19 protein-coding genes and 1 pseudogene are annotated in these 19,419 nt (G+C 69.1%); 10 read left to right on the top strand and 10 right to left on the bottom strand.

Annotated features, from left to right (window positions below; genetic code table 11):
* Positions 1-6 precede the first annotated feature (6 nt).
* The gene (locus ABZ725_RS27325; RefSeq protein WP_358805197.1) at positions 7-702 is read left to right on the top strand and encodes a DUF1707 domain-containing protein; all 696 of its coding nucleotides are present in this window, start codon (positions 7-9) and stop codon (positions 700-702) included.
* A gap of 31 nt (positions 703-733) precedes the next feature.
* On the opposite strand, the gene ABZ725_RS27320 is transcribed toward ABZ725_RS27325, so the two are convergent.
* Complete coding sequence (locus ABZ725_RS27320; RefSeq protein WP_358805196.1) at positions 734-2,077, bottom strand: SGNH/GDSL hydrolase family protein; 1,344 nt, start codon at positions 2,075-2,077, stop codon at positions 734-736.
* Between the two features lie 59 nt (positions 2,078-2,136).
* On the opposite strand from ABZ725_RS27320, the gene ABZ725_RS27315 reads away from it, so the two are divergent.
* Positions 2,137-3,501, top strand: coding sequence for a DUF445 domain-containing protein (locus ABZ725_RS27315; RefSeq protein WP_358805195.1), 1,365 nt, complete (start codon positions 2,137-2,139; stop codon positions 3,499-3,501).
* A 24-nt stretch (positions 3,502-3,525) separates the two neighbouring features.
* On the opposite strand, the gene ABZ725_RS27310 is transcribed toward ABZ725_RS27315, so the two are convergent.
* Positions 3,526-5,085: an alginate lyase family protein gene (locus tag ABZ725_RS27310; RefSeq protein WP_358805194.1), complete on the bottom strand. Its 1,560-nt coding sequence runs from the start codon at positions 5,083-5,085 to the stop codon at positions 3,526-3,528.
* Between the two features lie 72 nt (positions 5,086-5,157).
* Complete coding sequence (locus ABZ725_RS27305; protein ID WP_358805193.1) at positions 5,158-5,625, bottom strand: DUF2269 family protein; 468 nt, start codon at positions 5,623-5,625, stop codon at positions 5,158-5,160.
* Between the two features lie 250 nt (positions 5,626-5,875).
* Between ABZ725_RS27305 and ABZ725_RS27300 the strand changes: the two genes are divergently transcribed.
* Together ABZ725_RS27300 and ABZ725_RS27295 are read left to right on the top strand one after the other, a co-directional pair.
* Entirely contained in the window at positions 5,876-6,865 is a 990-nt protein-coding gene (locus tag ABZ725_RS27300; RefSeq protein WP_358805192.1) for a helix-turn-helix domain-containing protein, read from the top strand.
* Between the two features lie 75 nt (positions 6,866-6,940).
* A complete protein-coding gene (locus ABZ725_RS27295; RefSeq protein WP_358805191.1) occupies positions 6,941-7,981 on the top strand; it encodes a hypothetical protein in 1,041 nt (346 codons plus the stop codon).
* A 32-nt stretch (positions 7,982-8,013) separates the two neighbouring features.
* Here the strand turns inward: ABZ725_RS27295 and ABZ725_RS27290 are convergent, their stop codons facing one another.
* Positions 8,014-8,337 (bottom strand): hypothetical protein, encoded by a 324-nt coding sequence (locus tag ABZ725_RS27290; RefSeq protein ID WP_358805190.1) that lies wholly within the window; start codon positions 8,335-8,337, stop codon positions 8,014-8,016.
* A 117-nt stretch (positions 8,338-8,454) separates the two neighbouring features.
* On the opposite strand from ABZ725_RS27290, the gene ABZ725_RS27285 reads away from it, so the two are divergent.
* Positions 8,455-9,003, top strand: a complete 549-nt coding sequence (locus ABZ725_RS27285; RefSeq protein ID WP_358805189.1) for a hypothetical protein — start codon at positions 8,455-8,457, stop codon at positions 9,001-9,003.
* Positions 9,004-9,014: 11 nt separating this feature from the next.
* Here the strand turns inward: ABZ725_RS27285 and ABZ725_RS27280 are convergent, their stop codons facing one another.
* The 3 genes from ABZ725_RS27280 to ABZ725_RS27270 all read right to left on the bottom strand — a co-directional run bounded on the left by ABZ725_RS27280 (position 9,015) and on the right by ABZ725_RS27270 (position 11,851).
* A complete protein-coding gene (locus ABZ725_RS27280; RefSeq protein ID WP_358805188.1) occupies positions 9,015-10,112 on the bottom strand; it encodes a CU044_5270 family protein in 1,098 nt (365 codons plus the stop codon).
* Complete coding sequence (locus ABZ725_RS27275; protein ID WP_358805311.1) at positions 10,109-10,747, bottom strand: RNA polymerase sigma factor; 639 nt, start codon at positions 10,745-10,747, stop codon at positions 10,109-10,111. Before ABZ725_RS27275 ends, ABZ725_RS27280 begins: the two co-directional genes overlap by 4 nt.
* 225 nt (positions 10,748-10,972) lie before the next feature.
* The gene (locus tag ABZ725_RS27270; protein WP_358805187.1) at positions 10,973-11,851 is read right to left on the bottom strand and encodes an NAD(P)H-binding protein; all 879 of its coding nucleotides are present in this window, start codon (positions 11,849-11,851) and stop codon (positions 10,973-10,975) included.
* 63 nt (positions 11,852-11,914) lie between these two features.
* Here ABZ725_RS27270 and ABZ725_RS27265 point away from each other — a divergent pair, with 63 nt between their 5' ends.
* Both ABZ725_RS27265 and ABZ725_RS27260 read left to right on the top strand, forming a co-directional pair.
* Positions 11,915-12,511, top strand: coding sequence for a TetR family transcriptional regulator (locus ABZ725_RS27265; RefSeq protein WP_358805186.1), 597 nt, complete (start codon positions 11,915-11,917; stop codon positions 12,509-12,511).
* A gap of 47 nt (positions 12,512-12,558) precedes the next feature.
* Positions 12,559-13,059: pseudogene (locus ABZ725_RS27260) on the top strand (hypothetical protein); the annotation flags it as partial.
* 4 nt (positions 13,060-13,063) lie between these two features.
* Here the strand turns inward: ABZ725_RS27260 and ABZ725_RS27255 are convergent.
* Together ABZ725_RS27255 and ABZ725_RS27250 are read right to left on the bottom strand one after the other, a co-directional pair.
* A complete protein-coding gene (locus ABZ725_RS27255) occupies positions 13,064-13,615 on the bottom strand; it encodes an N-acetyltransferase (RefSeq protein WP_358805185.1) in 552 nt (183 codons plus the stop codon).
* Entirely contained in the window at positions 13,612-14,877 is a 1,266-nt protein-coding gene (locus ABZ725_RS27250) for a helix-turn-helix transcriptional regulator (protein ID WP_358805184.1), read from the bottom strand. Before ABZ725_RS27250 ends, ABZ725_RS27255 begins: the two co-directional genes overlap by 4 nt.
* A gap of 171 nt (positions 14,878-15,048) precedes the next feature.
* Between ABZ725_RS27250 and tgmA the strand changes: the two genes are divergently transcribed.
* Genes tgmA through tgmC form a run of 3 tightly spaced genes read left to right on the top strand, consistent with a single transcriptional unit; the run spans position 15,049 to position 17,487 of the window.
* Positions 15,049-15,312, top strand: a complete 264-nt coding sequence (gene tgmA / locus ABZ725_RS27245) for a putative ATP-grasp-modified RiPP (RefSeq protein ID WP_358805183.1) — start codon at positions 15,049-15,051, stop codon at positions 15,310-15,312.
* Positions 15,313-15,317: 5 nt separating this feature from the next.
* Positions 15,318-16,289, top strand: coding sequence for an ATP-grasp ribosomal peptide maturase (gene tgmB, locus ABZ725_RS27240; protein ID WP_358805182.1), 972 nt, complete (start codon positions 15,318-15,320; stop codon positions 16,287-16,289).
* Positions 16,273-17,487, top strand: a complete 1,215-nt coding sequence (gene tgmC / locus ABZ725_RS27235) for an ATP-grasp peptide maturase system methyltransferase (protein WP_358805181.1) — start codon at positions 16,273-16,275, stop codon at positions 17,485-17,487. The genes tgmB and tgmC overlap by 17 nt, the downstream gene beginning before the upstream one ends.
* Before the next feature lie 142 nt (positions 17,488-17,629).
* Here tgmC and ABZ725_RS27230 read toward each other — a convergent pair whose 3' ends face one another.
* Positions 17,630-19,387, bottom strand: a complete 1,758-nt coding sequence (locus ABZ725_RS27230; protein WP_358805180.1) for a DUF262 domain-containing protein — start codon at positions 19,385-19,387, stop codon at positions 17,630-17,632.
* Between the last annotated feature and the right edge of the window lie 32 nt (positions 19,388-19,419).

Below are 19,419 nucleotides of genomic sequence, written 5' to 3'. Positions count from 1 at the left end.
GCTGACATGAGCGACGACGCAGTGCCGGGCCCTCCGGACCTTCGTGCCTCCGACGCCGATCGTGAGCGGGTCTCCGAGGTCCTGCGGGACGCCCTCGCGGAGGGTCGTCTCGACATGGCGGAGTTCGAGGAACGCCTGGATCAGACGTACAAGGCGCGCACCTACGGGGAGTTGGCGCCGATCACCCGGGACCTGCCGGTCGCCGGAGTCGCGCCCCCGCCGGTCCACTCGCTGCGCAAGGAGCCGGTGACGGACGGGAGTTGGGCCGGGCGGGTGGTGGGCGGCGAGGGTTCGTCGACCTGGGGCGTGGCCGTGCTGTCCGGTTTCCAGCGCAAGGGCCGCTGGACGGTCCCGCGGCGCTTCAACTGCTTTGCCTTCTGGGGCGGCGGCGAGATCGACCTGCGCGAGGCGGACTTCGCCGCCGACGAGGTCGTGATCAACTGCGTCGCGATCATGGGCGGGATGCAGATCACCGTGCCGCCGGGCGTCGAGGTGGCGGTCCGCGGCATCGGCGTGATGGGCGGCTTCGACCAGGGGGAGAGCGGTGTCGTGGGGGATCCGGGGGCGCCGCGGGTGATCGTCACCGGGTTCGCGTTCTGGGGCGGGGTCGGCGTCGAGCGCAAGAAGACGCGGGCCGCCCGGCGGCAGGAGAAGCTGGAGCGCAAGGCGGCCAAGCGCGAGCTGCGCTCCGGCGAGGACTGAGTCCCGCAGCTCCTCCTCGGTCCCCTCCGCCTTACAGCCGGGCGGGCGCGGACCCCGTCAGCTCGGCCAGGTCGACGGTCTGCGCCATCTTGCGGTAGCCCCGGTCGCTGGGGTGCAGATGGTCGCCGGAGTCGTACTCGGAGCGGAAGCTGCGCGGGTCGTACGGGTCGCGCAGGGCCTTGTCGAAGTCGACGACCTCGTCGAACAGATCGCCGGTCCGGATCGCCCGGTTGATCTGCTGCCGGACGCCCTCCCGGCCGTCGGTGTAGCGGGCGTGGCCGCGGAACGGCGTGAGGGTGGCGCCGACGACCTCGACGCCGCGGGCGTGGGCGCGGTCGACGAGGGTGCGCAGTCCGTCCACGATGCGCTGCGGGTCGGCGAGGGTCCGGCTGCGCAGGATGTCGTTGACGCCGAGGTCGATGACGACGACCTTCACGTTCGCCCGGTCGAGGACGTCGCGTTCGAAGCGGTTCAGGCCGCTGGCGCCGCGGGCGTCGTCGTCGACGAGGACCTGGTTGCCGCTGATGCCGGCGTTGACGACGCCGTAGCGGGGCGCGTCCCCCTGGGCGTCGGCGGTGGTGCGCAGTCGGTCGGCGAGGACGTCCGGCCAGCGGCGGTTCTCGTCGACGGTGGAGGTGACGCCGTCGGTGATGGAGTCGCCGAACGCGACGACGGTGCCGTCGGCCTCGTTGCCGAGGACGTCCAGCGCGGTCAGGTAGCGCCAGTGCGTGCTGGTCGTGGTGAACGCGGCGCCGGTGATGTCCTCGGTGGCCTCGCCGACGGCGGCGTAGCTGGTCTGCCGGGTGTTGGGGTGGTAGGTGACCGGGCCGGCGGAGGTGGGGGAGTAGGTGCTGACCAGGACGTCGGCGTCGGCCGGGACGGCGACGGTCACGGTGTCGCTGACGGCCTGCTCGCCGGCCGGGACGACGACGGTCGTGGCGCCGCCGAAGGTGAGCCGGCGCAGCCGCTCGGGGTCGGCAGCCGCGCTGTTCTCGGCGGCCGCGACGGCGAGCGTGGCGTGGCTGACGGTCAGCGGGCGGGTGCCGTAGAGGTTCGACAGGGTGACCCGGGCGCTTGCCCCGCCGACGCTGGTGTGCACGACGTTGCGGACCGTGCGGCCCGCCATGCCGTCGGCCTCGGTGCCCGGTTCGCCGCCGACGGGCGCGGCGGCCCAGCTGCCGGCCCAGACACCGGTCGAGACGGGAGCGGCCCGGCCGGGGCCCCCGGCGGCCGTGTCCGCGCTCCGGCGGTGCCCCGGACCGTGATCGGTGGCGGCCCCGACGTACAGGGCCCCGACGTATATGGCCGCGGAAAGGGCCACGACAAGGGCGACGATCGCCGACAGGAGGGCATAGCCCTGGTGCTTGACGGTCACCCCCTGACAGACGCCGGGAACTCTTGATTCGTTCCGGGAGTCGGTCAGGAAGGGACAATGTGCGCGGGATCACCGAACGGGTGGAGCAAATGGAACGAACCGAAGCGGCAGCATCAGCGGCGGCGGACGGGGCGCCGGGCAGGAAGCCGTCCTACAAGGCCATGACCTCCTTCACCCCCGCCGACGAGGAGAAGCAGCGCGGGGTGCGCCGGATGAAGCTCACCGCGGCCGGGCTGCTGCTCTTCGTGGCCGTGGTGTACGTGCTGGCCGAGGTGGCCTCCCACCATGGCGCGGGCGCCTGGGCGGGCTATGTGGCGGCGGCCGCGGAGGCGGGCATGGTCGGTGCGCTCGCCGACTGGTTCGCGGTCACCGCGCTGTTCCGTCACCCGCTCGGCCTGCCCATCCCGCACACGGCGATCATCCCGAACAAGAAGGACCAGCTGGGCGTCTCGCTGGGCGAGTTCGTCGGCGAGAACTTCCTCTCCGAGGACGTCGTACGGCAGCGGCTGCGCGCGGTCGGCATCGGCACCCGGCTGGGCGCCTGGCTGGCGGAGCCGGAGCACGCCGACCGGGTGACGGCGGAGCTGGCGACGGCGCTGCGGGGCGCGCTGACGGTGCTGCGCGACTCCGACGTCCAGGCGGTCGTCGGGGAGGCCATCACACGGCGCGCCGACGCCCAGGAGATCGCGCCGGGCATCGGGAAGCTGCTGGAGCGGATCGTCGCGGACGGCGGCCATCGGCGGGCGGTGGACCTGGTGGTGACGCGGGCGCACGACTGGCTGGTGCTGCACGCCGACTCGGTGATGGACGCGGTGCAGGGCGGCGCGCCCGGCTGGACCCCGCGGTTCGTCGACAAGAAGGTCGGCGAGCGCGTCTACAAGGAGCTGCTGCGCTTCTGCGCCGAGATGCGGGACATGCCCACCCACCCGGCCCGCGGCGCCCTCGACCGCTTCCTCACCGACTTCGCCTCCGACCTGCAGTCCGACACGGAGACCCGCGCGCGGGTGGAGCGGCTCAAGGGCGAGGTCCTGGGCCGGGGCGAGGTCCAGGACCTGATCGCGTCCGTCTGGACCGCCGTCCGCTCCATGATCGTCGCGGCGGCGGAGGACGAGCGCAGTGAGCTGCGCCTGCGCGTGCGGGCCTCCCTGCTGTCGCTGGGCGCGCGGATGGCGACCGAGCGCAAGGTCCAGGACAAGGTCGACAGCTGGGTCGAGGGCGCGGCGGTGCACGTCGTCACGACGTACCGGAAGGAGATCACCTCCCTGATCACCGACACGGTCGCGAGCTGGGACGCGGAGCACACCACCCGCAAGATCGAGGCCAACATCGGCCGTGACCTGCAGTTCATCCGGATCAACGGCACGGTGGTGGGCTCGCTGGCGGGGCTGCTGATCTACACCGTGGCGCGGTGGCTGGGGGCGTAGGCGCGTAGGGCCCTCGGGGGTCTTCTACTCGGCGGTGTCCCGGGTCCGTGCGCGGCGGCGCAGCAACAGCAGGCCGCCGGCCAGGGCGGTGAGGCCGGTGGTCGCGGTCCAGGCGACGAGGTCGGTGGAGCCGGTGGAAGCGAGGTCGCCGCTCTTCCCGGCGGCGGACAGGCCGGTGGCGGGGCTCGCGTCGGCGGAGGGCGCGGTGGCGGAGGTGGTGGGCGCGGCGGAGGCAGTGGGCGTAGAGCCGGCCGTCGTCCCCTTGCCCTCGGTGGTCCCGGTGTTCCCGGCGTTCCCGGCGTTCCCCGTGTCCTTGGCGTCCTCGGTGTTCTTGGCGTCCCCGGCGTCCCGGGTGAACGCCAGTGTGCCGAAGCCGAGTTGGTCGAAGCCGCCGCTGTTGGGGCCGTAGTCCCCGCCGCCGCCCTCGGGGGCAGCCTTGGCGGCGATGCGGGTGAGGTAGGGGGCGGAGAGTCCCCGGCGCTTGGTGTAGTGGTTGGAGATCATCGCCCAGATCGGCCGGGTCATCGCGGGGTCGACGGCGGCCGCGGCGGAGGCGGTCTCGCTGCCCGACCAGCCCCCGATCGCGCCCTTCTTACGGGTGTTGGCGGTGTAGGCCACCTCACCGCCGAGACTCCACTTGGCCACGTACTGGGCGCCCTTGAGGAAGCGGCTGTCGTCGTAGCCGTAGAGGTCGATGCCCTGGTTCCAGGCCATCTCGCAGAAGGTGCCCATGAGACCGACGCCGAGCAGCGCGTGGCCCTGGTCGCGGCCGGCCTCCAGCCACTCGGCGAGGCCGTCGTCGTGCACGACGGGGATGGCGTTCTTGACGGCGCCCAGCCCGGAGCCGCTCTTGAAGTACTCGACGGCCTGCTCCACCTTGGCGCTGTCGTCGCAGAAGATGCCGGTGGCGAGGACGCAGGCCATGGCGGTCAGGTCCCAGTTGGGCCAGTAGTTGGTGACCACGGCGTCGTTGTGCTTCACGAGGAAGCTCTCGCTGAGCGGCGAGAAGACGGTGGTCAGCAGCTTCTGGAAGCGTTCGAGCTCGAAGTCGGGCCGGTCGCGGACGAGTTCGGCCGCGTTGGCGGCCTGGTAGCCGTACAGCCCGGCCGCGAGGAACCGGTCGGCCGAGCCCGCGAGCGAGGTGAGTGTCGCCGACCAGGCGTTGAGGATCGCGACGGCCGTGTCGGCGTACCGGCTCTCACCGCTGACGTGGAAGCGCAGGCCGTTCTGATAGGCGGCGTGCAGGTCGTTGTAGAGGATCGTGTAGTTCTGGGGCGAGCCCGAGCCCCGGTACACGGTCGCCTGCGGGTTGGCCGTCCAGCCGCTCTGCGCATGCCGGTTGGCGGTCAGCTTGGCGTAGCCGGCGGTGTAGGGCGCGGCGCCGGCCTTCACCTTGGCGGCCATCCGGGCCAGGTCGGCGCCGGTGTGCAGGAGGCCGGGGTGGGCGTAGCCGGCGGCGGTGGCGGTCGGAGCCGCGGTGTAGCCGAGGCCGGCGGCTCCGGCCGCGACGCCCGCGGCCTTCAGCATGCTCCGGCGGCTGACGCCCGTGCCGACGCCGTTCTGTCGAGGTCGAGTCAGGTGCATGACCGGGAGACGGGCGCGGGGCGCGGGGATAACGAAAAGTCCGCGCGCGGGTGGGCGCGTCCCGGACCGGTCCTACGCGCCGGTGGTCGACCCCGGCCGGACGATCATCAGGATCGTCACGGTCGCCCACAGCAGGTTGAACACCCCGGTGAACATGGCGAGTTGGACGGTCGTCTCCCGTGTCCCGCCTCCGTCGCCCTCGCCGCTGCTCTCGACGAGGACCTCCTGCCGAGGCAGGACGAGGACCAGCAGCACCCCCGCCGCCAGGACGGTCAGCACGATCGACACGATCAGCCAGGGGTCGCCCATCACCCCCATCGCGCCCGCAGTGGCGAACCCGAACACGGGGACGGCGATGCCGACGGCCGCGTACACCTGGCAGATGCGGTGCAGCAGCCGCACGGTCTCGCTCGCGCGCGCGTCCTCGGGCGCGGCCAGGGCGCGGCGGGCGGCGGGCGGGAACATGCTGGCGGCGACGGTGACGGGCCCGACGGCGATGATCGCGGCGAGGACATGGACGGCGAGGAGGAACTTGGTCACGGACCGACGCTAGGCGGCACGGGGATCCGGCAGAAGCGGCGGAAATGCCATAGGTCAACGGATTCTCGCCAGGGCTTGTGTCCTGGGTTGAAGGCGAGTGCGGGCGAGTCTGGGTAAGTGTCGGCGGGCGAGCGCGGGCGAGCGCGGGCGAGTGTGGGTGAGTGCCGGCGAGCGAGCGCGGGCGCGTGTGGGCGAGTGAGCGGCCGGGGCCCACGTTGGCAGTAATCCGTCGTATGCCTACGCTCTTGCCATGCACACCGTCGCCGTACTGGTCCTGGACGGGGTAATCCCGTTCGATCTGTCCGCCCCGATCGACGCCTTCGGCTGGGCGCGGATGCCCGACGGCCGTCCCGCGTACCGGGTGCGGGTCTGCTCGCCGTCCGCCTCCGGGGAGGTGAGCGCGGGGGCGTTCACCGTGCGGGCGCCGTACGGGCTGGAGGCGCTGGCGGAGGCGGACACGATCGTCCTGCCCGGGGTGGAATGCCCGCCGGACGAGCTGCCGCCCGGTGTGGCCGAGGCGCTGCGGGACGCGGCGGCGAACGGCACGCGGATCGCCTCGATCTGCGTCGGCGCGTTCCTGTTCGCCGCGACGGGCCTGCTGGACGGGCTGCGCGTGACCACGCACTGGATCGCTGCGCGGGAACTGGCCGAGCGCTACCCGAAGCTGGTGGTCGACCCGAACGTCCTCTACGTCGACAACGGCCAGTTCCTCACCTCGGCGGGCGCGGCCGCGGCCCTGGACATGTGTCTGCACATGATCCGCGGCGACTACGGCTCGGCGGTCGCCGCACAGGCGGCCCGGATGTCGGTCATGCCGCTCGAACGGGAGGGCGGCCAGGCCCAGTTCATCGTCCAGGACCTGTCGCCGGCGCCCGCCGGGGCGACCCTCGAACCCCTGCTGGTCTGGCTGGAGGACAACTGCGGCGGCGATCTGACGCTCGACCGGATCGCCGAGCGGGCCGGCGTGAGCACCCGCACCCTCAACCGCCGCTTCCGCGAACAGACCGGGACGACGCCGCTGAGCTGGCTGCACCGGGCCCGGGTGCGGCGCGCGCAGTACCTGCTGGAGTCGACGGCGTACCCGGTCGAACGCATCGCCGCCCAGGCGGGGTTCGGCTCCCCGACGGCGTTCCGGGAGCGCTTCCGCAGGGTGGTGGGGACGAGCCCGCAGGGGTATCGGCGGGCGTTCCGGTCGGGGCAGGAACCGGCGTCCCCGCGCCCGTCGGCGGCCGCCGGGTAAAGATCGGATAAGGTGACCCGTCGTGGCACGTGCGAACACGTGAACCACCGTCACGTACTCGGGGGAGACGTCACAGTGAACACCAGGCGCACGGGACTGTCGGCCGCGCTGCCCTCCTCGCTCAACCCGTTCAGGGCCGCCGTCGCGATCGCGGCCGCGTCCCGTCCCGACCGCGTCGGGGACCCGATCGTCCAGCGGCTCCAGTCCGGTCGTACCTGGGCGGGGGGCGTGGCGTCGGTGTGGATGCTGTTCGCCTATCCGCTGGCCGAGAGCGGCCAGGACATCCTGCTGGGCAAGCTGGTGGACGTGCTGATCGGCTGCGGGATCGCCCTCGTCGCCGGAGTGATCGCCCTGAGCGTCTTCATCGGCATGTCCGACGTCTCGCTCCGCGCCGTCTACGTCCGGCGCCTCACCGGGCCGGGCACCGCGCTCGGCGCGATTCTGCTCGGCGCGGGCGTGTGCGCCGCCGGCGCGGTGTTGATGACGAAGCTGTTGCACGCGGAGATCATCCCGTGGGCCGACATCCGGGCGGCGGGCAACCTCGCCTGGCTGCTGTCCTTCTTCGTGTTCGTCATCGCCATGCTCATCGCCGCGCTCGTCCTGGGCGTGGTGGCGCTCTTCACCCTGGTCGCCGCGGTGCACGCGCTCAACTGCTGCTTCCGGGTCGGCGACGTCCACGAACTGCTGCCCGCGCTGCTCTCACCGTTCCTGATGTGGTCCCTGTTCGTCCTGAGCCTGTTCGACGGCCCCGACGTGGCCGCACCCCCGCTGGTCCTCTACACCTTCCTGCTGGGCGGCCCGCTCTCGGTGACGGCCCTGTCGGTGTGGGAGATACGGCGGCTGAACGGCCGGTACGGGGTGACGCTGCGGTCGGCACTCGGACGCGAGCCGGACGCCGGCGAGCGGGAGCCCGAGCCGCAGCGGGGACCCGAGCCGCAGTGGGGGCCCGAGCCGCAGTGGGGGCCGGGCCCGGTTCCGGTTCCGGCTCCGCAGGGAGAACCGGCACCGCTGATGCCGGGCCAGACCCCCGGTTACGCCATTCCGGCGCAGACCCCCGGTTACGGGACGGCCCCGTCCCCGTCCCCGTACGGCGCCTACCCGCCGCACTCCTCCTGAGGCTGGGGCCGGGGCTGAGGCACGTCGGCCGATCAGGCGCCCTTCCGGTCCGCAACCGCCCACGACGCGACCGCCACCGCACCCGCGACCCCGAAGACGGCCGGCCACGCGCCCACCTTCTTCGCCAGCGGATGCGATCCCGCGAAGGCGGCGACGTACACGGCCGTCAGCGCCCCGGCCGTCTTCCCGCCCGCCCGCTGCTGCCACTGCCGCGCCGCGGCGACCCCCGCGACGGCGAGGACGGCCCCGCCCAGCGGCCGCTTCTTCGTCCACCGGGCCACGCTGTACCCGCCGACCAGTCCGCCGGCGGCGATCACCGCACCGGGAACGTCCGCAACCCTCGCGAGCTTCGCCATGCCTGTCTGCCTCCTGGTCGGTCCCGTATCCCTTACGTCTGCGAGGCTAACGCGCAGGCATGACACCCCCGACTCGCGGGGGCGTTGACCGCGATCCCACAACCGTTGCGCGAGGCGATGACGAACTCCCTGGACGCCACCTCAGAACCGTCCGACCCATCCAACCCGTCCGACCCGTCCGACCCGTCCGACCCGTCCGAACCCCCGGAACACGCGAGGTTCGCCGAGTACGTGCGGGCCCTAGACGCGGCCCCGGCGGCAGAAGCGGCACCGCTGATCCGCCGCATCCTCACCGAGGACCCGGACCGCCAGATGGCTCGAGCGGCGGTGGTCCGACACCTGGATGCAAGGGCGGCGGAACGGGCCGGCACCGACGACGCGACGTGGCGCACCTGGACGGCCCCACTGACGGAGGCCATCGGCGACGACCCCTTCCTGACCCTCCGCCTACAGGAGTGGACGCTCGTCCATCAGGCCATCAGCGCCCACTCCTGGAGCGCATCCACCCTGTCCGCCGCCTCGGACTGGCTGCAACGCAGACTCACCGAGACCCCGGGCGTCCCGGCCCCCGTGCTGGCGTTCCTGGCGGAACACGGCCGCACGAAACGCGTCCGCGCGGCGGCGAGGCGTCCGAGGCGTCCGAGGACGGAGCCGGACGGCCCCTGACTCCTCCCCGGCTAACTCCTCCCCGCCCGCCTGCGCTCGCCGGGCTCCTGCCCCCGCTTGTCGACGACGGCCCGCTCCAGCACCGCGGTGTTGAAGAGGACCGTCCCCACCTTGGCCCGCGTGGTGTCCCGGCTGAAGACGGTGCGTTCGCCGAGGTAGTCGAGGGAGGCACGGTCGAAGATCCACTCCGTACGGGTCCCGTCCGACGTGTCCTCACGGGCGATGGCGATCCCGTGCCGTCCCGCCGCGTCGACGGCGTCGGGCAGCTCGGTCACACCGGGAATCCGCGCGGCGGCCCGGTAGAAGGCGGCGGCGGTGGCGGAGGGCATGATCTGCTCACTGATGAGGTTGCCGATCTCATTGAAGACGACCTGGCCCCGGTCCTTACGGGTCTCGTCCTGCGGCGTCTCCTTGTAGAGCAGCTTCAGCAGCGCCTCGGGATCGGTGGGCAGCGAGGCGAGCCAGGCGTAGGTGGGCCGGTCGATCCCGGCGGGAATCCCGGCGTCCTTCGGATCGGTCCCGTCCACCACGCCCACCTCGATCGGCCAGTCCTCCCCGTCCTCGTGGATCAGCCCGACATCGATCGTGGCCCCCGCCTGCTGCGAGAACCACACCTGTCGCTCATGCGGCTTCCCCGGCTTGACGGGCCCCTCGAAGCCACCGTCGTTGCCGGCCGTCGTGCTCCGCACGTACACGAACTGGTTCTCGCCGACGACTTCGACGTCGGTCCGCATGGCGACGGCGGCGATACGGCCGAGCGTCGCGACGGCACTGCGACTGCCACTGCCGCCCGCGCTGCTCGCACCGGGCCGAGCCGCCGTACCCCCGCCGTCGTGCTGCCCCGAGCCGATGCCGACGGTGAGCCCGGCGGCCAACGCGACGGCGACGGCACCGGCGACGAGCGCGGGCCGGGACAACAGGCGGGGCCTGGGCACGGGCAGAGCGCGGACGTCGTTCGTCTCGCGTTCACGATCGCGGTCGATGAGCTGCATCAGAACGTCCTTGTGATGGGAGTGACGCCCGGACGGCAGCCCCCGCTCGACGGGACCGGTCGGCAACAACCGCTCCAGTTCGCCGAGTTCGTCGAGTTCCTCCGGAGTGGAGTTCATCGGGCTTCCTCCTGAATGGGCAGGACCGCGAACGCGGTCTCACTCTCTACCTCTCCGCGACGCCCCCGGAGTTCCGTGCGCCGTTCCGTGCGCTGTTCCGCACGCTGTTCCGTGCGCTCGACGATCTCCCGAAGCCGCGCCCGAGCCCGCGACAGCCGCGACCGGACGGTCCCCACGGGCACTCCGAGAGCCTCGGCGGCCTGCGCGTAGTCGAGCCCGCCCCATACGCACAGGGCGATGACCTCCCGCTCGTGCCGCCGCAACCGTCCGAGCACCCGCCGCACTTCGGCGAGCCGCCGGGCGTCGTCGACCCGTCCGACGACGTCCTCGGCGAAGTCGTCCATCGTCTCGGCTTCGGTCCGCCGAGCAAGAAAGGCGAGCCGCCGCCGAAGCCCCCGATCGGCGTTCCGCGCCTTGTTGGTGGCGATCCCGAACAGCCAGGGCCGCAACGACCCACCCTCGACGTTCACATCCCCCCGCCCCCGCCAGGCAGCCAGAAACGTCTCGGACATGACCTCCTCGGCCACCGACCAGTCACCGGTCAGCCGAAGGGCATGGTGGTACACGGCCGTGGCGTACAGCTCGTACAGCTCGGAGAACGCCTCACGCTCCCCGCCCCGCACCCGCTCGCGCAAACGCCCGTCGTCGTCATCGTTGGACCTCACACCTGTACCTCTCCGGCCCCCTGACGGAGTTCCCGTGTCGTGGCTCACATCCGCCACTCCAAGGTGACGAACTGGTGGGCAAGCAGGTGTGCGCGCCGATGGGCCGCCGGCGGGACGCAGGGCGGAGCTCACGGTGGCCGGAGCGACGGCGGACTGAGGGCTGCGGCCCGGGGGCGCAGGTCGCGGTCGACGAGGTTACGAACCCTCCGTGAACGCGGTGGCGTGGTCGGCGGCCCACTGGCGAAACGTTCGCGGCGCCGTCCCGAGGATGTCGGCCACCGCAGTGGTGACGTACGCGGGCTGTCCGACCGCCGCGCTCCACGCGGCGAGCAGCATGTCGACGACCGAGCTGGGCACTGTACCCTCCCACAGGCTCCGGAACTCGTCCGGCGTCATCTCCTCGAATGCGATCCGGCGCCCCAGGGCGTCACCGATGACGCCCACCTGCGCGGCCTGGGTCAGCGACTCGGGGCCCGTGAGGACGTAGTCGCCTCCGACGTGTCCGTCCTGATAGAGCGTCCGCGCCGCGACAGCTGCGACGTCGCGGTCGTCGACCGGTGCCGACGCGGCAGCGCCGTAAGGCCACCGGACGACCTCGCCGGCCCGGATCGCGGGCACCCACCAGGCCAGCGAGTTCGACGCGAACATCCCCGGCCGGATGATCGTCGACTCGAGTCCGGTGGCCGCGATGAGCCGCTCGATGTCGGCGTGCAGCACCGCCATGGGATTGGGCTGCTGGAAGAAGGGGTGCGGCGTCTGGTGCGGGGAGGAGAGGAAAACGACCCGCCGCACGTGGGCTGCCAGCCGCTCGACGACTGCCGCGGCGGTCTGAGGCGGGGCGGTCCAGACGAGGAAGACCGCACCGGCGCCCTTCAGTGCCGGGTCGAGCGACTCGGGCACAGCGAGGTCGCCGGTGAAGACCTCGACCTTCGCCGGCAGCGTCGCCGCCGCCTCGGAGCGATGGGTGAGAGCGCGGACCGGCACGCCCGCGTGGAGGAGAAGGTCGATGACGACGCGGCCGACCCGGCCCGTCGCCCCGGTTACGAGCACAGGAGGAATGTCTGTCTGATTCATGCCACCCATGAAAACGTTACTCGGTCAAAAAAGCAACTTGGTTATGAATGTTACTCTGGTCAGATGAGCGAGGCGACGGGACTGCGGGCCCGCAAGAAGGAGCGGACGCGCGACGCCATCGGCGACGCGGCCGTCTCGCTGTTCCTGGAGCGCGGCTTCGACCGCGTCTCCGTCAACGACATCGCCGCGGCGGCCGAGATCTCCAAGCCGACCCTCTTCCGATACTTCCCCACCAAGGAAGACCTGGTGCTGCACCGGTTTGCGGACCACCAGGGCGAGGCGGCACGCGTCGTACGTGACCGCAGGTCCGGCATCAAGCCGGTGACGGCGCTGCACCGGCACTTCCGGTCCGGCCTCGATCGGTACGACCCTGTCACCGGCCTCAGCGATCATCCCGAGGTGGTGGCGTTCCATCGACTGGTGTTCACCACACCGAGCCTGGCGGGACGGCTCACGCGGTACCAGCTCGAGGACGAGGAGGCACTGGCGGACGCCCTCGGCGAAGGCATCCAGGCACGCCTGCGAGCCGCCCAGGTACTCGCGGTCCAACGGGTGCTCGCCCGGACCAACTGGCAGAAGATCGCCGACGGTCGAACCGCCCACGACGTCCACCCCGAGGCCGTAGCCGACGCCGACCAGGCATTCGACCAACTGCGGTAACAGGCGACACTCTCGGACGAAGAAGGCTCTGCGGCCCGGCGTACGCGTTGAGTGAAGATCCGAAACTGACGGACGCTTGGTGGCAGGCGTTCAACGCCTCGCTGGACGCGCTCGCGGCTCAGCGCACGACGCGCATCGCGACGCCGGACACCGTCACCATCACGCAGGCGCTCGTCACTAAATCCATCCGTACCGCTTTCTCGGACGACTTCGACACGACCGTTGAGCGGTGGGTGCCGGCCCACGCGGACCTGAACTGGGCCAACATGACCGCGCCGACGTTCTGCCTCTTCGACTGGGAGGATTGGGGGAACGCCCCTCGGGGTCTGGATTCTGCCTCGCTGTGGGGGAGTTCGCTCGCAGTCCCCGCTCTGGCCGATCGCGTCCGGCAGGAGCGGCACCCCGACTTCCAAAGCCGGGACGGCCAACTGATGACACTGTTCACGTGCGCCAAGATCCTCGGGCCTGGCGCGCACCCCGAGGACCCTCGCTCGGCCTCCGCGCGCCGCATGGCGGAGCGGCTTGTCACGGAGCTTCAGGCTGGCTGACAGCTCATACCTGGTGCAGCGGATCGCGCATCATCGACGCGAAGACCGGGGAGTCCTCGAACGGCTGCTGTTCGCCGATCTTCTCGTAGCCCCAGCGCTCGTAGACGGTTTGGACCTTGCCGTCTCCCGCCTTCGGATTGACCAGCAGCGTGACCCGGTCCTCCTCTCTGCCGGCCAGGAGTTCCTCGTGGATACGGAAGGCGAGGCCGGTCCCGCGCCACGGGCGCCGGACCACGATCTCGTTCAGCGCGAGCGTGCGCTTGCCCGTCTCTTCCGTGTACCCGTCGGGCAGTGGGGTCGTCATGGCTCGCCACCAGCGAGTGCCGGGGCCCAACGGGGTGGCGTACGCGAAACCGGCGGGCTCGGCTCCGTCGTACGCGACGACTGTCTCCCACCCGGGCAGCGAGCTGTGTCCTGTCAGGCGCTCGTCGAAGCGTTCGGCGGAGTAGAAGGGACCGGTGAGGCCCAAGTCGCGCTGACGGACCTCGACGTGGATGTCGACGATCTTCCGGCGCACGGGCTCGACGGTCGTGTGACGGCGCAACTCAAGGCTCACAGGAGCTCCGTTTCGAACCACTTGCGAGTGGCGGGGGAGTCAGGGACGAGGGCGTGGAGCCGGTGTCCGAAGGAGTTCAGCAGCCGGGCGGTGCGTCCGTGCCGAGCTGGGGCGGGGATCTTGTTGGCCGTGGACACGGCGAGCTCGGGCTCGTGCTGGCCGAGCTGCGCGTGGGCGAGGTAGGCGTGGGTGAGGGCTCGGTTGCGCTTCAGGTCCGGCCGAAGTTCGGCAAGCGTGTGGTGAGCGTGCGCCTCTGCCTCTTCCCACAAGCCGAGCGTGGTGTTGGTCGTGAGGGCGAGGAGGTGGAACTCGGCGGAGTCGTAGAACCGCAGCCACGCGGGGCGTTGCGCCCCGGTCTCGGCCCGGCCCAGATTGGTCTCGGCGACGCTGAGGGAGCGCAGGGCGGCCTGGCGGTTGCGGAGATCGGCGTGGTGCACGGCGGCACGCGCGTGGGCGAGAGAGGCATAGAGGGGGGCGCGGGCGGCGCGGGTACGTTTCGCGGCTTCGTCGGCCGCGAGGGCGTTGGCGTACTGGCCTTGATGCCGGTAGAACGCCCCAGCGTGTCCCCAGACGCGGAACTGGATCGCGGAGTCACCGGAAAGGCCGGCGAGAGCGATCGCCTCGCTCAGATGCTGTCGGGCCCGGTCGAGCCGCCCGCCGTCGATCGCGGCCCACAGAGCGGAGCCGGTGAAGGCCGCGGCGAGGCCGTAAAGCTGTCCGCGTACGCGCTGTGAGGCGGGTCGTGTGTCCTGGAGGTGCAGCACACGCTGCGACCAGACGAGCGCTGCCGCCTCGACCTGATGGGTTCCGCCTGCCTTGTTGTCGTTGGCGATGATCAGTGCGAACTGGGCGGCGAGCCGGTTCACATCGGACTGACCGATGCGCCCCGACAGGCTGGAGGAGCCAGCGATGGGCACGAGGGCGGAGGCGGAGGCGGTGGTGAGGAACGTTCGGCGGAGCACGGGCTCCTCCTTGTGGTGCTGACTGCTTTCGGGCGTTGGCTGTTCGACTGAAGACCTCGCGTGGGGAGTGAACCCCAGCTCGATCGTCGTACACCCGAATACTGCCTCCAGTGCCAGTCGTTGGCGGACCTGTGGCCACCGGGTTCTTCCCGTCGCCAAATTGTGGATCGTGCGGACCGAGACGGTGCCTTGCCTGCCGGTGACCTGCTCGATCGCCGTGTTGATCGCCTCGGCCAACTCTTCCTGCGTGAAGCCGAGTTCACGCATGCGTGCCTTGAACTTCTCGTTCGCCTCCGCCACACGACCCACCGTAAGGGCGGGGTGCCGTACTCATCCTGGCGCGAGTAAAGGAGAGGTCAGTTTTTCCGGTTGAGCGCGGAGTGCGCGAGGACGGTCTTTCCTGCCGATCAGCGCAGCCTCTGTCGTTCACTGAGTGTCACAGCGAGAATACGACCCTACGAAGGAGAATCCGTGGCCCACACGAAGCCGCACCGGATCACCGCTGCTCGCCCATGGGGAGTCGGCCGTCTGGCCCCCTACCCGACGACGATGAAGCTGCCGTTCGCCACGGTCACGGTCGACCCGGCCACACAGACCGGGGTCTTCCTCGACCACCGGGGCCAAGTGGTCGAGATGGGCAAGCACGGCACCAGCTCCGGCACCGAGACGTCCACCTCCACCAACCTCGACTCGCAGCCCGACCAAGGACACGACCAGGACAGCAACAAGGACTGATCGCCGTGACCGAGGAAAGGCCCGTGCTGGTGGCCACCGAGGCGAACGACATCACCGCCGACATGGTGATCACCCACCTCAACCGGCGCGGCGTACCGGTGGTCCGCTTCAACCCTGCTGACATCGGTCCCGACCTGACGGTCACAGCACGATTCGGCAGTTCCCCGGCCCCGGTGGCCGGGCACGTCCGAACCCCGTCGCGAACGGTCGGCCTGGAGCACGTGCGAGCGGTCTACTGGCGCCGCCCCGTCTGGCCCGGATTCGAGCATCTTGCGGACGTCGACGCGCAGTTCGCCGCCGCGCAGGTCCGCTACGGGCTCGGTGGAGTCCTGTACGCCTTATCGGGCTGCCTGTGGGTCAATCACCCACACAGGAACGCGGCCGCCGACTACAAGCCCGCCCAACTGGCACTCGCCCACCGAATGGGCCTCACGGTTCCGCCCACACTCGTGACGAACGACCTCGACGAGGCGCGTCGGTTCATCCGCGAACACGGGGAGGTGATCCACAAAACGCTGCGATGGACGCCGTACCAGCGAGACGGCGTCGGCCTCACTTCGTGGGCGGAGCCGGTTCGCGCCGAGGAACTGGACGACTCCGTCCGCGTCACACCGCACCTGTTCCAGGCCCGCGTGGACAAAGTCGCAGACCTGCGAGTCCTCATCGTCGGACGGCGCGTGTTCGCCGTACGCATCGACTCCGGCCTCCTGGACTGGCGCAAGGACTACAGCCTGCTCAGGTACGGCGTGGTAGACCTGCCGGACACTCTGGTGAAGGCCCTTCTCGCCTACCTCGACCACCTCGGCCTCGTCTCTGGATCCTTCGACCTAGCCCTGGACCACGACGGCGAGTTCCACTGGCTGGAGCTGAACCCCAACGGCCAGTGGGGATGGCTGGAGGAGAAGACCGGACTGCACATGGCCGCCGCGTTCGCCGACCTGCTCACCCAAGGAGAAGCAGATGCCTCTGCCCGATAGCGCTCCACAGCGGCGCGCCCTCGCCGACCGGCTGGAGGCCGCCGGAATCCTGAGGAGTCCCCAGTGGCGTGCAGCGGTCGAGACCGTCCCGCGTGAGCTGTTCCTGCACCCGGGTGTGTTCCTTCCGGTGGATGGCGGACGCTGGCGCCCGATCAACGCGCTCGGCACAGACGCGAAGGAATGGCTCGAGACCGCGTACAGCGAACAATCCCTGGCCACCCAACTGGACGGCTCCGTGACCGCCGACCAGAGCGCCGACTTCGTCACCGGGACTCCCACCTCGTCGTCCACCACACCCGTGACCGTAATCGGCATGATCGAGGACCTGGAGCTCGAAGACGGTCACAGCGTGCTGGAGATCGGCACCGGCACCGGCTACTCCACCGCTCTGATGTGCCACCGCCTCGGTGAGGACAACGTCACCACGGTCGAAGTGGATCCGCAGGTGGCCGCCCGCGCGGACGCCGCGCTGGAGGAGGCCGGATACTCCACGTGGACGGTCACCGGTGACGGCCTCCTCGGCCACCCGGCCCGGGCTCCCTACGACCGAGTGATCGCCACCTGCGCCGTACGCCGTATCCCCTACACCTGGGTCCGCCAGACCAGGCCCGGCGGCATCATTCTCGGCACAGTCGGCTCCTGGTCGTACGGCACCGGCCTGGCGAAGGTCACGGTGAACGAGGACGGCAGCGCCGAGGGACGGATCGTCGGCCGCTCCTCCTTCATGCACGCCCGCTCACAGGCAGCACCTCCGCTCGCAGGGGATCTGTCTGCCCGCACCGCCTACCCGGACACGGAACGTTTGGTGAAGGTACCGCCCACCTTGCTGGACGAGTGGATGCCGGCCTTCCTCGCTCAACTCGCCGCACCGGCCGCCCAGCTTGTACGCGCCACGGGAAGCGATGGCACCCTGGCGCTGTACCTGTTCGACCCCGACCGCGAGTCGTTCGCCGCATTCACGGAGGACGTCTCCGGCTGGACGGTCCGCCAGGGAGGCCCCGTCGCGCTGTGGAACGACATCGAACAGGCCCTCATGAGCTGGCAGGACGCCGGGCACCCCGACATGAGCGCGGTACGGCTCCACGTCACAGACCGCGTGCACACCTACTGGATCGGCGGCAGAAAGATCACGACCAAGCACCGCTCGCACTGGATCGGGGAGAGCCCTTCGTTGCTATGGGAACACAGGCTTGCCTGACCCGGAGACGGCTCATCCGATGCGACGAACTCGGCTGGCGAAATCTTCGGGGCTGCCCGAGAAGGTTGCTACTCCTCACTGGGAGCCGTCCTTCGACATGCCAGGCAGCGATGCGCTTCAAGCGACCTCTCGGCAGAACCGTTTACGCCCAGCGGCTGCCGTTAGGCCACACTTCAAGGGCATATCCTGCCAACTTGGCTTGGCGAGCCTTGATGCCGTCGACTCGCCATTTCCATTTCTGGCCGTCCCACAATTTATCGATCTCCGTTTTTGCGGAGATAAGAAGTGCAGAGTTGGTGTAGAGGTCGGATTTCTCCGGGAAAGCGAGAGCAGACAGTGCCTGGTTCTTCTTTCCCGTAAGAAGCGTTAGGTTCCCCAGCCTGCTGACCCAATCTTGGTGATCATCGAGAATCAGGTCATTGCTCGGCTTCTGAGGATAGATATTATCGACATGAACCTTCCCGTCCCCCATCACCAGTTCTTCATGAACGTCGTTCTTCAGGCGCAGGTACTGCTCCATTTTCGTCAGAAGATACCGAGCTTGAGACGGCTTGGGGATTGAAGCTTCGAGGAAATCTGCCTTAAAGGTCTCATCGTCCGGTATCCAGCCAAAGATCTTCTGCAGTACGCCTTCGAGGTTGGCGCCTCTAGAAAGCTCCTTGGCTGCACTAAATACGTTCTCCTCGAGAAGGGTGGATTCCCTGCGGCCGACTACCGTCCAGCGGACGTAGTAGCTTATGGAAGCCTCTATGAGAATTTGCAGTTGTGGGTACGGATTCCCTCCGGAAGCAGACAGCAAGAGCGGGTATAGGGCATCTGCACTCATAGCCTTGATCTCGTTCAGAGCAGCGTCGAAATCGGCATCACCAGTACTGCCCGTAATCAATTCCGCGTACCGACCAGCAGCCCCTTCAAGTTCGGCAGAGAATGCCCCAACGCCGTACGATTGTGGACGCTTATCGAAATGGGCACTAAGATCTTTCCGAATGGTCGCATAAAGGCTGTGTGACTTTACATCGCCATGCTTCGAAACCCAGAAGTGGCGCAAGAATTTTTCAATCTCTTCCCGGCGTTCGAAGCCGTCCAATAGAGAGCGCCACGCGTCATTTACTCGCATTTTCTCGTGCTCGCTCGTGGCCTTCTCCATCAAGAAGTTTCGAACGAGGTCTACGGTGGAAAGATCCTTCCCTCGAGAATTTATGGTTTCGAATACTTCGTTGGCGTCGCCGGATGACGGGGTCTGGATCTCAACGAACACGAGACCGTTGATCAAGCATTCGCGCAGTGCGTCGAGGTAATCCATGCGTGCTTCGTCTTCGATGTACGCCTGAAGTCGATTGTTAATCTTGGATCGAAAGTTATTGTACGCATCCAAAATGAGATGATGCGAAGGTCGTCCAGGCTTTTCAATTTTGGCGCAAGCGCCGGTAATTTCACTCCAATCTTGGATGTGATCGCGAAAGAAGTCGCGATCAAAAAGGGAGAGTATAAGGAAGTACTCCATCGGCTCCTTCCGGCCGGACTTCCGTGCGATGTAGTCTCGCTGGATATTGTTGGCGGTTGATATTCCTTCAGGTGATCGCATCCCCCAAAGTATGTCTCTGATCGCCGCTATGAGAATCGTAGAGGTCGTTAGGCGCTGTTGGCCGTCAAGTAGTGAGCGCCCCTGTTTCGAGTCGCCGGTGATGGTAACAACGGGGCCTATAAAGTACTCTGCCGATGATTCGCGTCCGCTTTCGCGAGAGTCCTTGAACTTCTCGATATCTGCCCAAAAAACATCAACTTCCTTTTTTGTCCAGGCGTATTGGCGTTGGCTGTCATCGGGGACGGTGACGATGGGATTATTGGCACCGATTAGTTGGCCTAGCGTTTGTCGCTGTGCCTGTTTGATGATAGCCATGAGTGTCCTCCAGTCGCCTTGGGGAAGGTGAG

The organism is Streptomyces sp. NPDC006872, from assembly GCF_040635845.1.
Taxonomy (GTDB): Bacteria; Actinomycetota; Actinomycetes; order Streptomycetales; family Streptomycetaceae; genus Streptomyces.
This window is presented reverse-complemented; position numbering and strand designations above follow the sequence as displayed.

Excerpts from the sequence above, each read along its gene's own strand:
- ABZ725_RS27290 (WP_358805190.1), bottom strand. The coding sequence starts at position 8,337 with ATGGCGAAGCTCGCGAGGGTTGCGGACGTTCCCGGTGCGGTGATCGCC.
- ABZ725_RS27325 (WP_358805197.1), top strand. The coding sequence starts at position 7 with ATGAGCGACGACGCAGTGCCGGGCCCTCCGGACCTTCGTGCCTCCGAC.
- ABZ725_RS27285 (WP_358805189.1), top strand. The coding sequence starts at position 8,455 with ATGACGAACTCCCTGGACGCCACCTCAGAACCGTCCGACCCATCCAAC.
- ABZ725_RS27265 (WP_358805186.1), top strand. The coding sequence starts at position 11,915 with ATGAGCGAGGCGACGGGACTGCGGGCCCGCAAGAAGGAGCGGACGCGC.
- tgmC (WP_358805181.1), top strand. The coding sequence starts at position 16,273 with ATGCCTCTGCCCGATAGCGCTCCACAGCGGCGCGCCCTCGCCGACCGG.
- ABZ725_RS27230 (WP_358805180.1), bottom strand. The coding sequence starts at position 19,387 with ATGGCTATCATCAAACAGGCACAGCGACAAACGCTAGGCCAACTAATC.
- ABZ725_RS27310 (WP_358805194.1), bottom strand. The coding sequence starts at position 5,085 with ATGCACCTGACTCGACCTCGACAGAACGGCGTCGGCACGGGCGTCAGC.
- ABZ725_RS27280 (WP_358805188.1), bottom strand. The coding sequence starts at position 10,112 with ATGAACTCCACTCCGGAGGAACTCGACGAACTCGGCGAACTGGAGCGG.
- ABZ725_RS27300 (WP_358805192.1), top strand. The coding sequence starts at position 5,876 with ATGCACACCGTCGCCGTACTGGTCCTGGACGGGGTAATCCCGTTCGAT.
- ABZ725_RS27270 (WP_358805187.1), bottom strand. The coding sequence starts at position 11,851 with ATGAATCAGACAGACATTCCTCCTGTGCTCGTAACCGGGGCGACGGGC.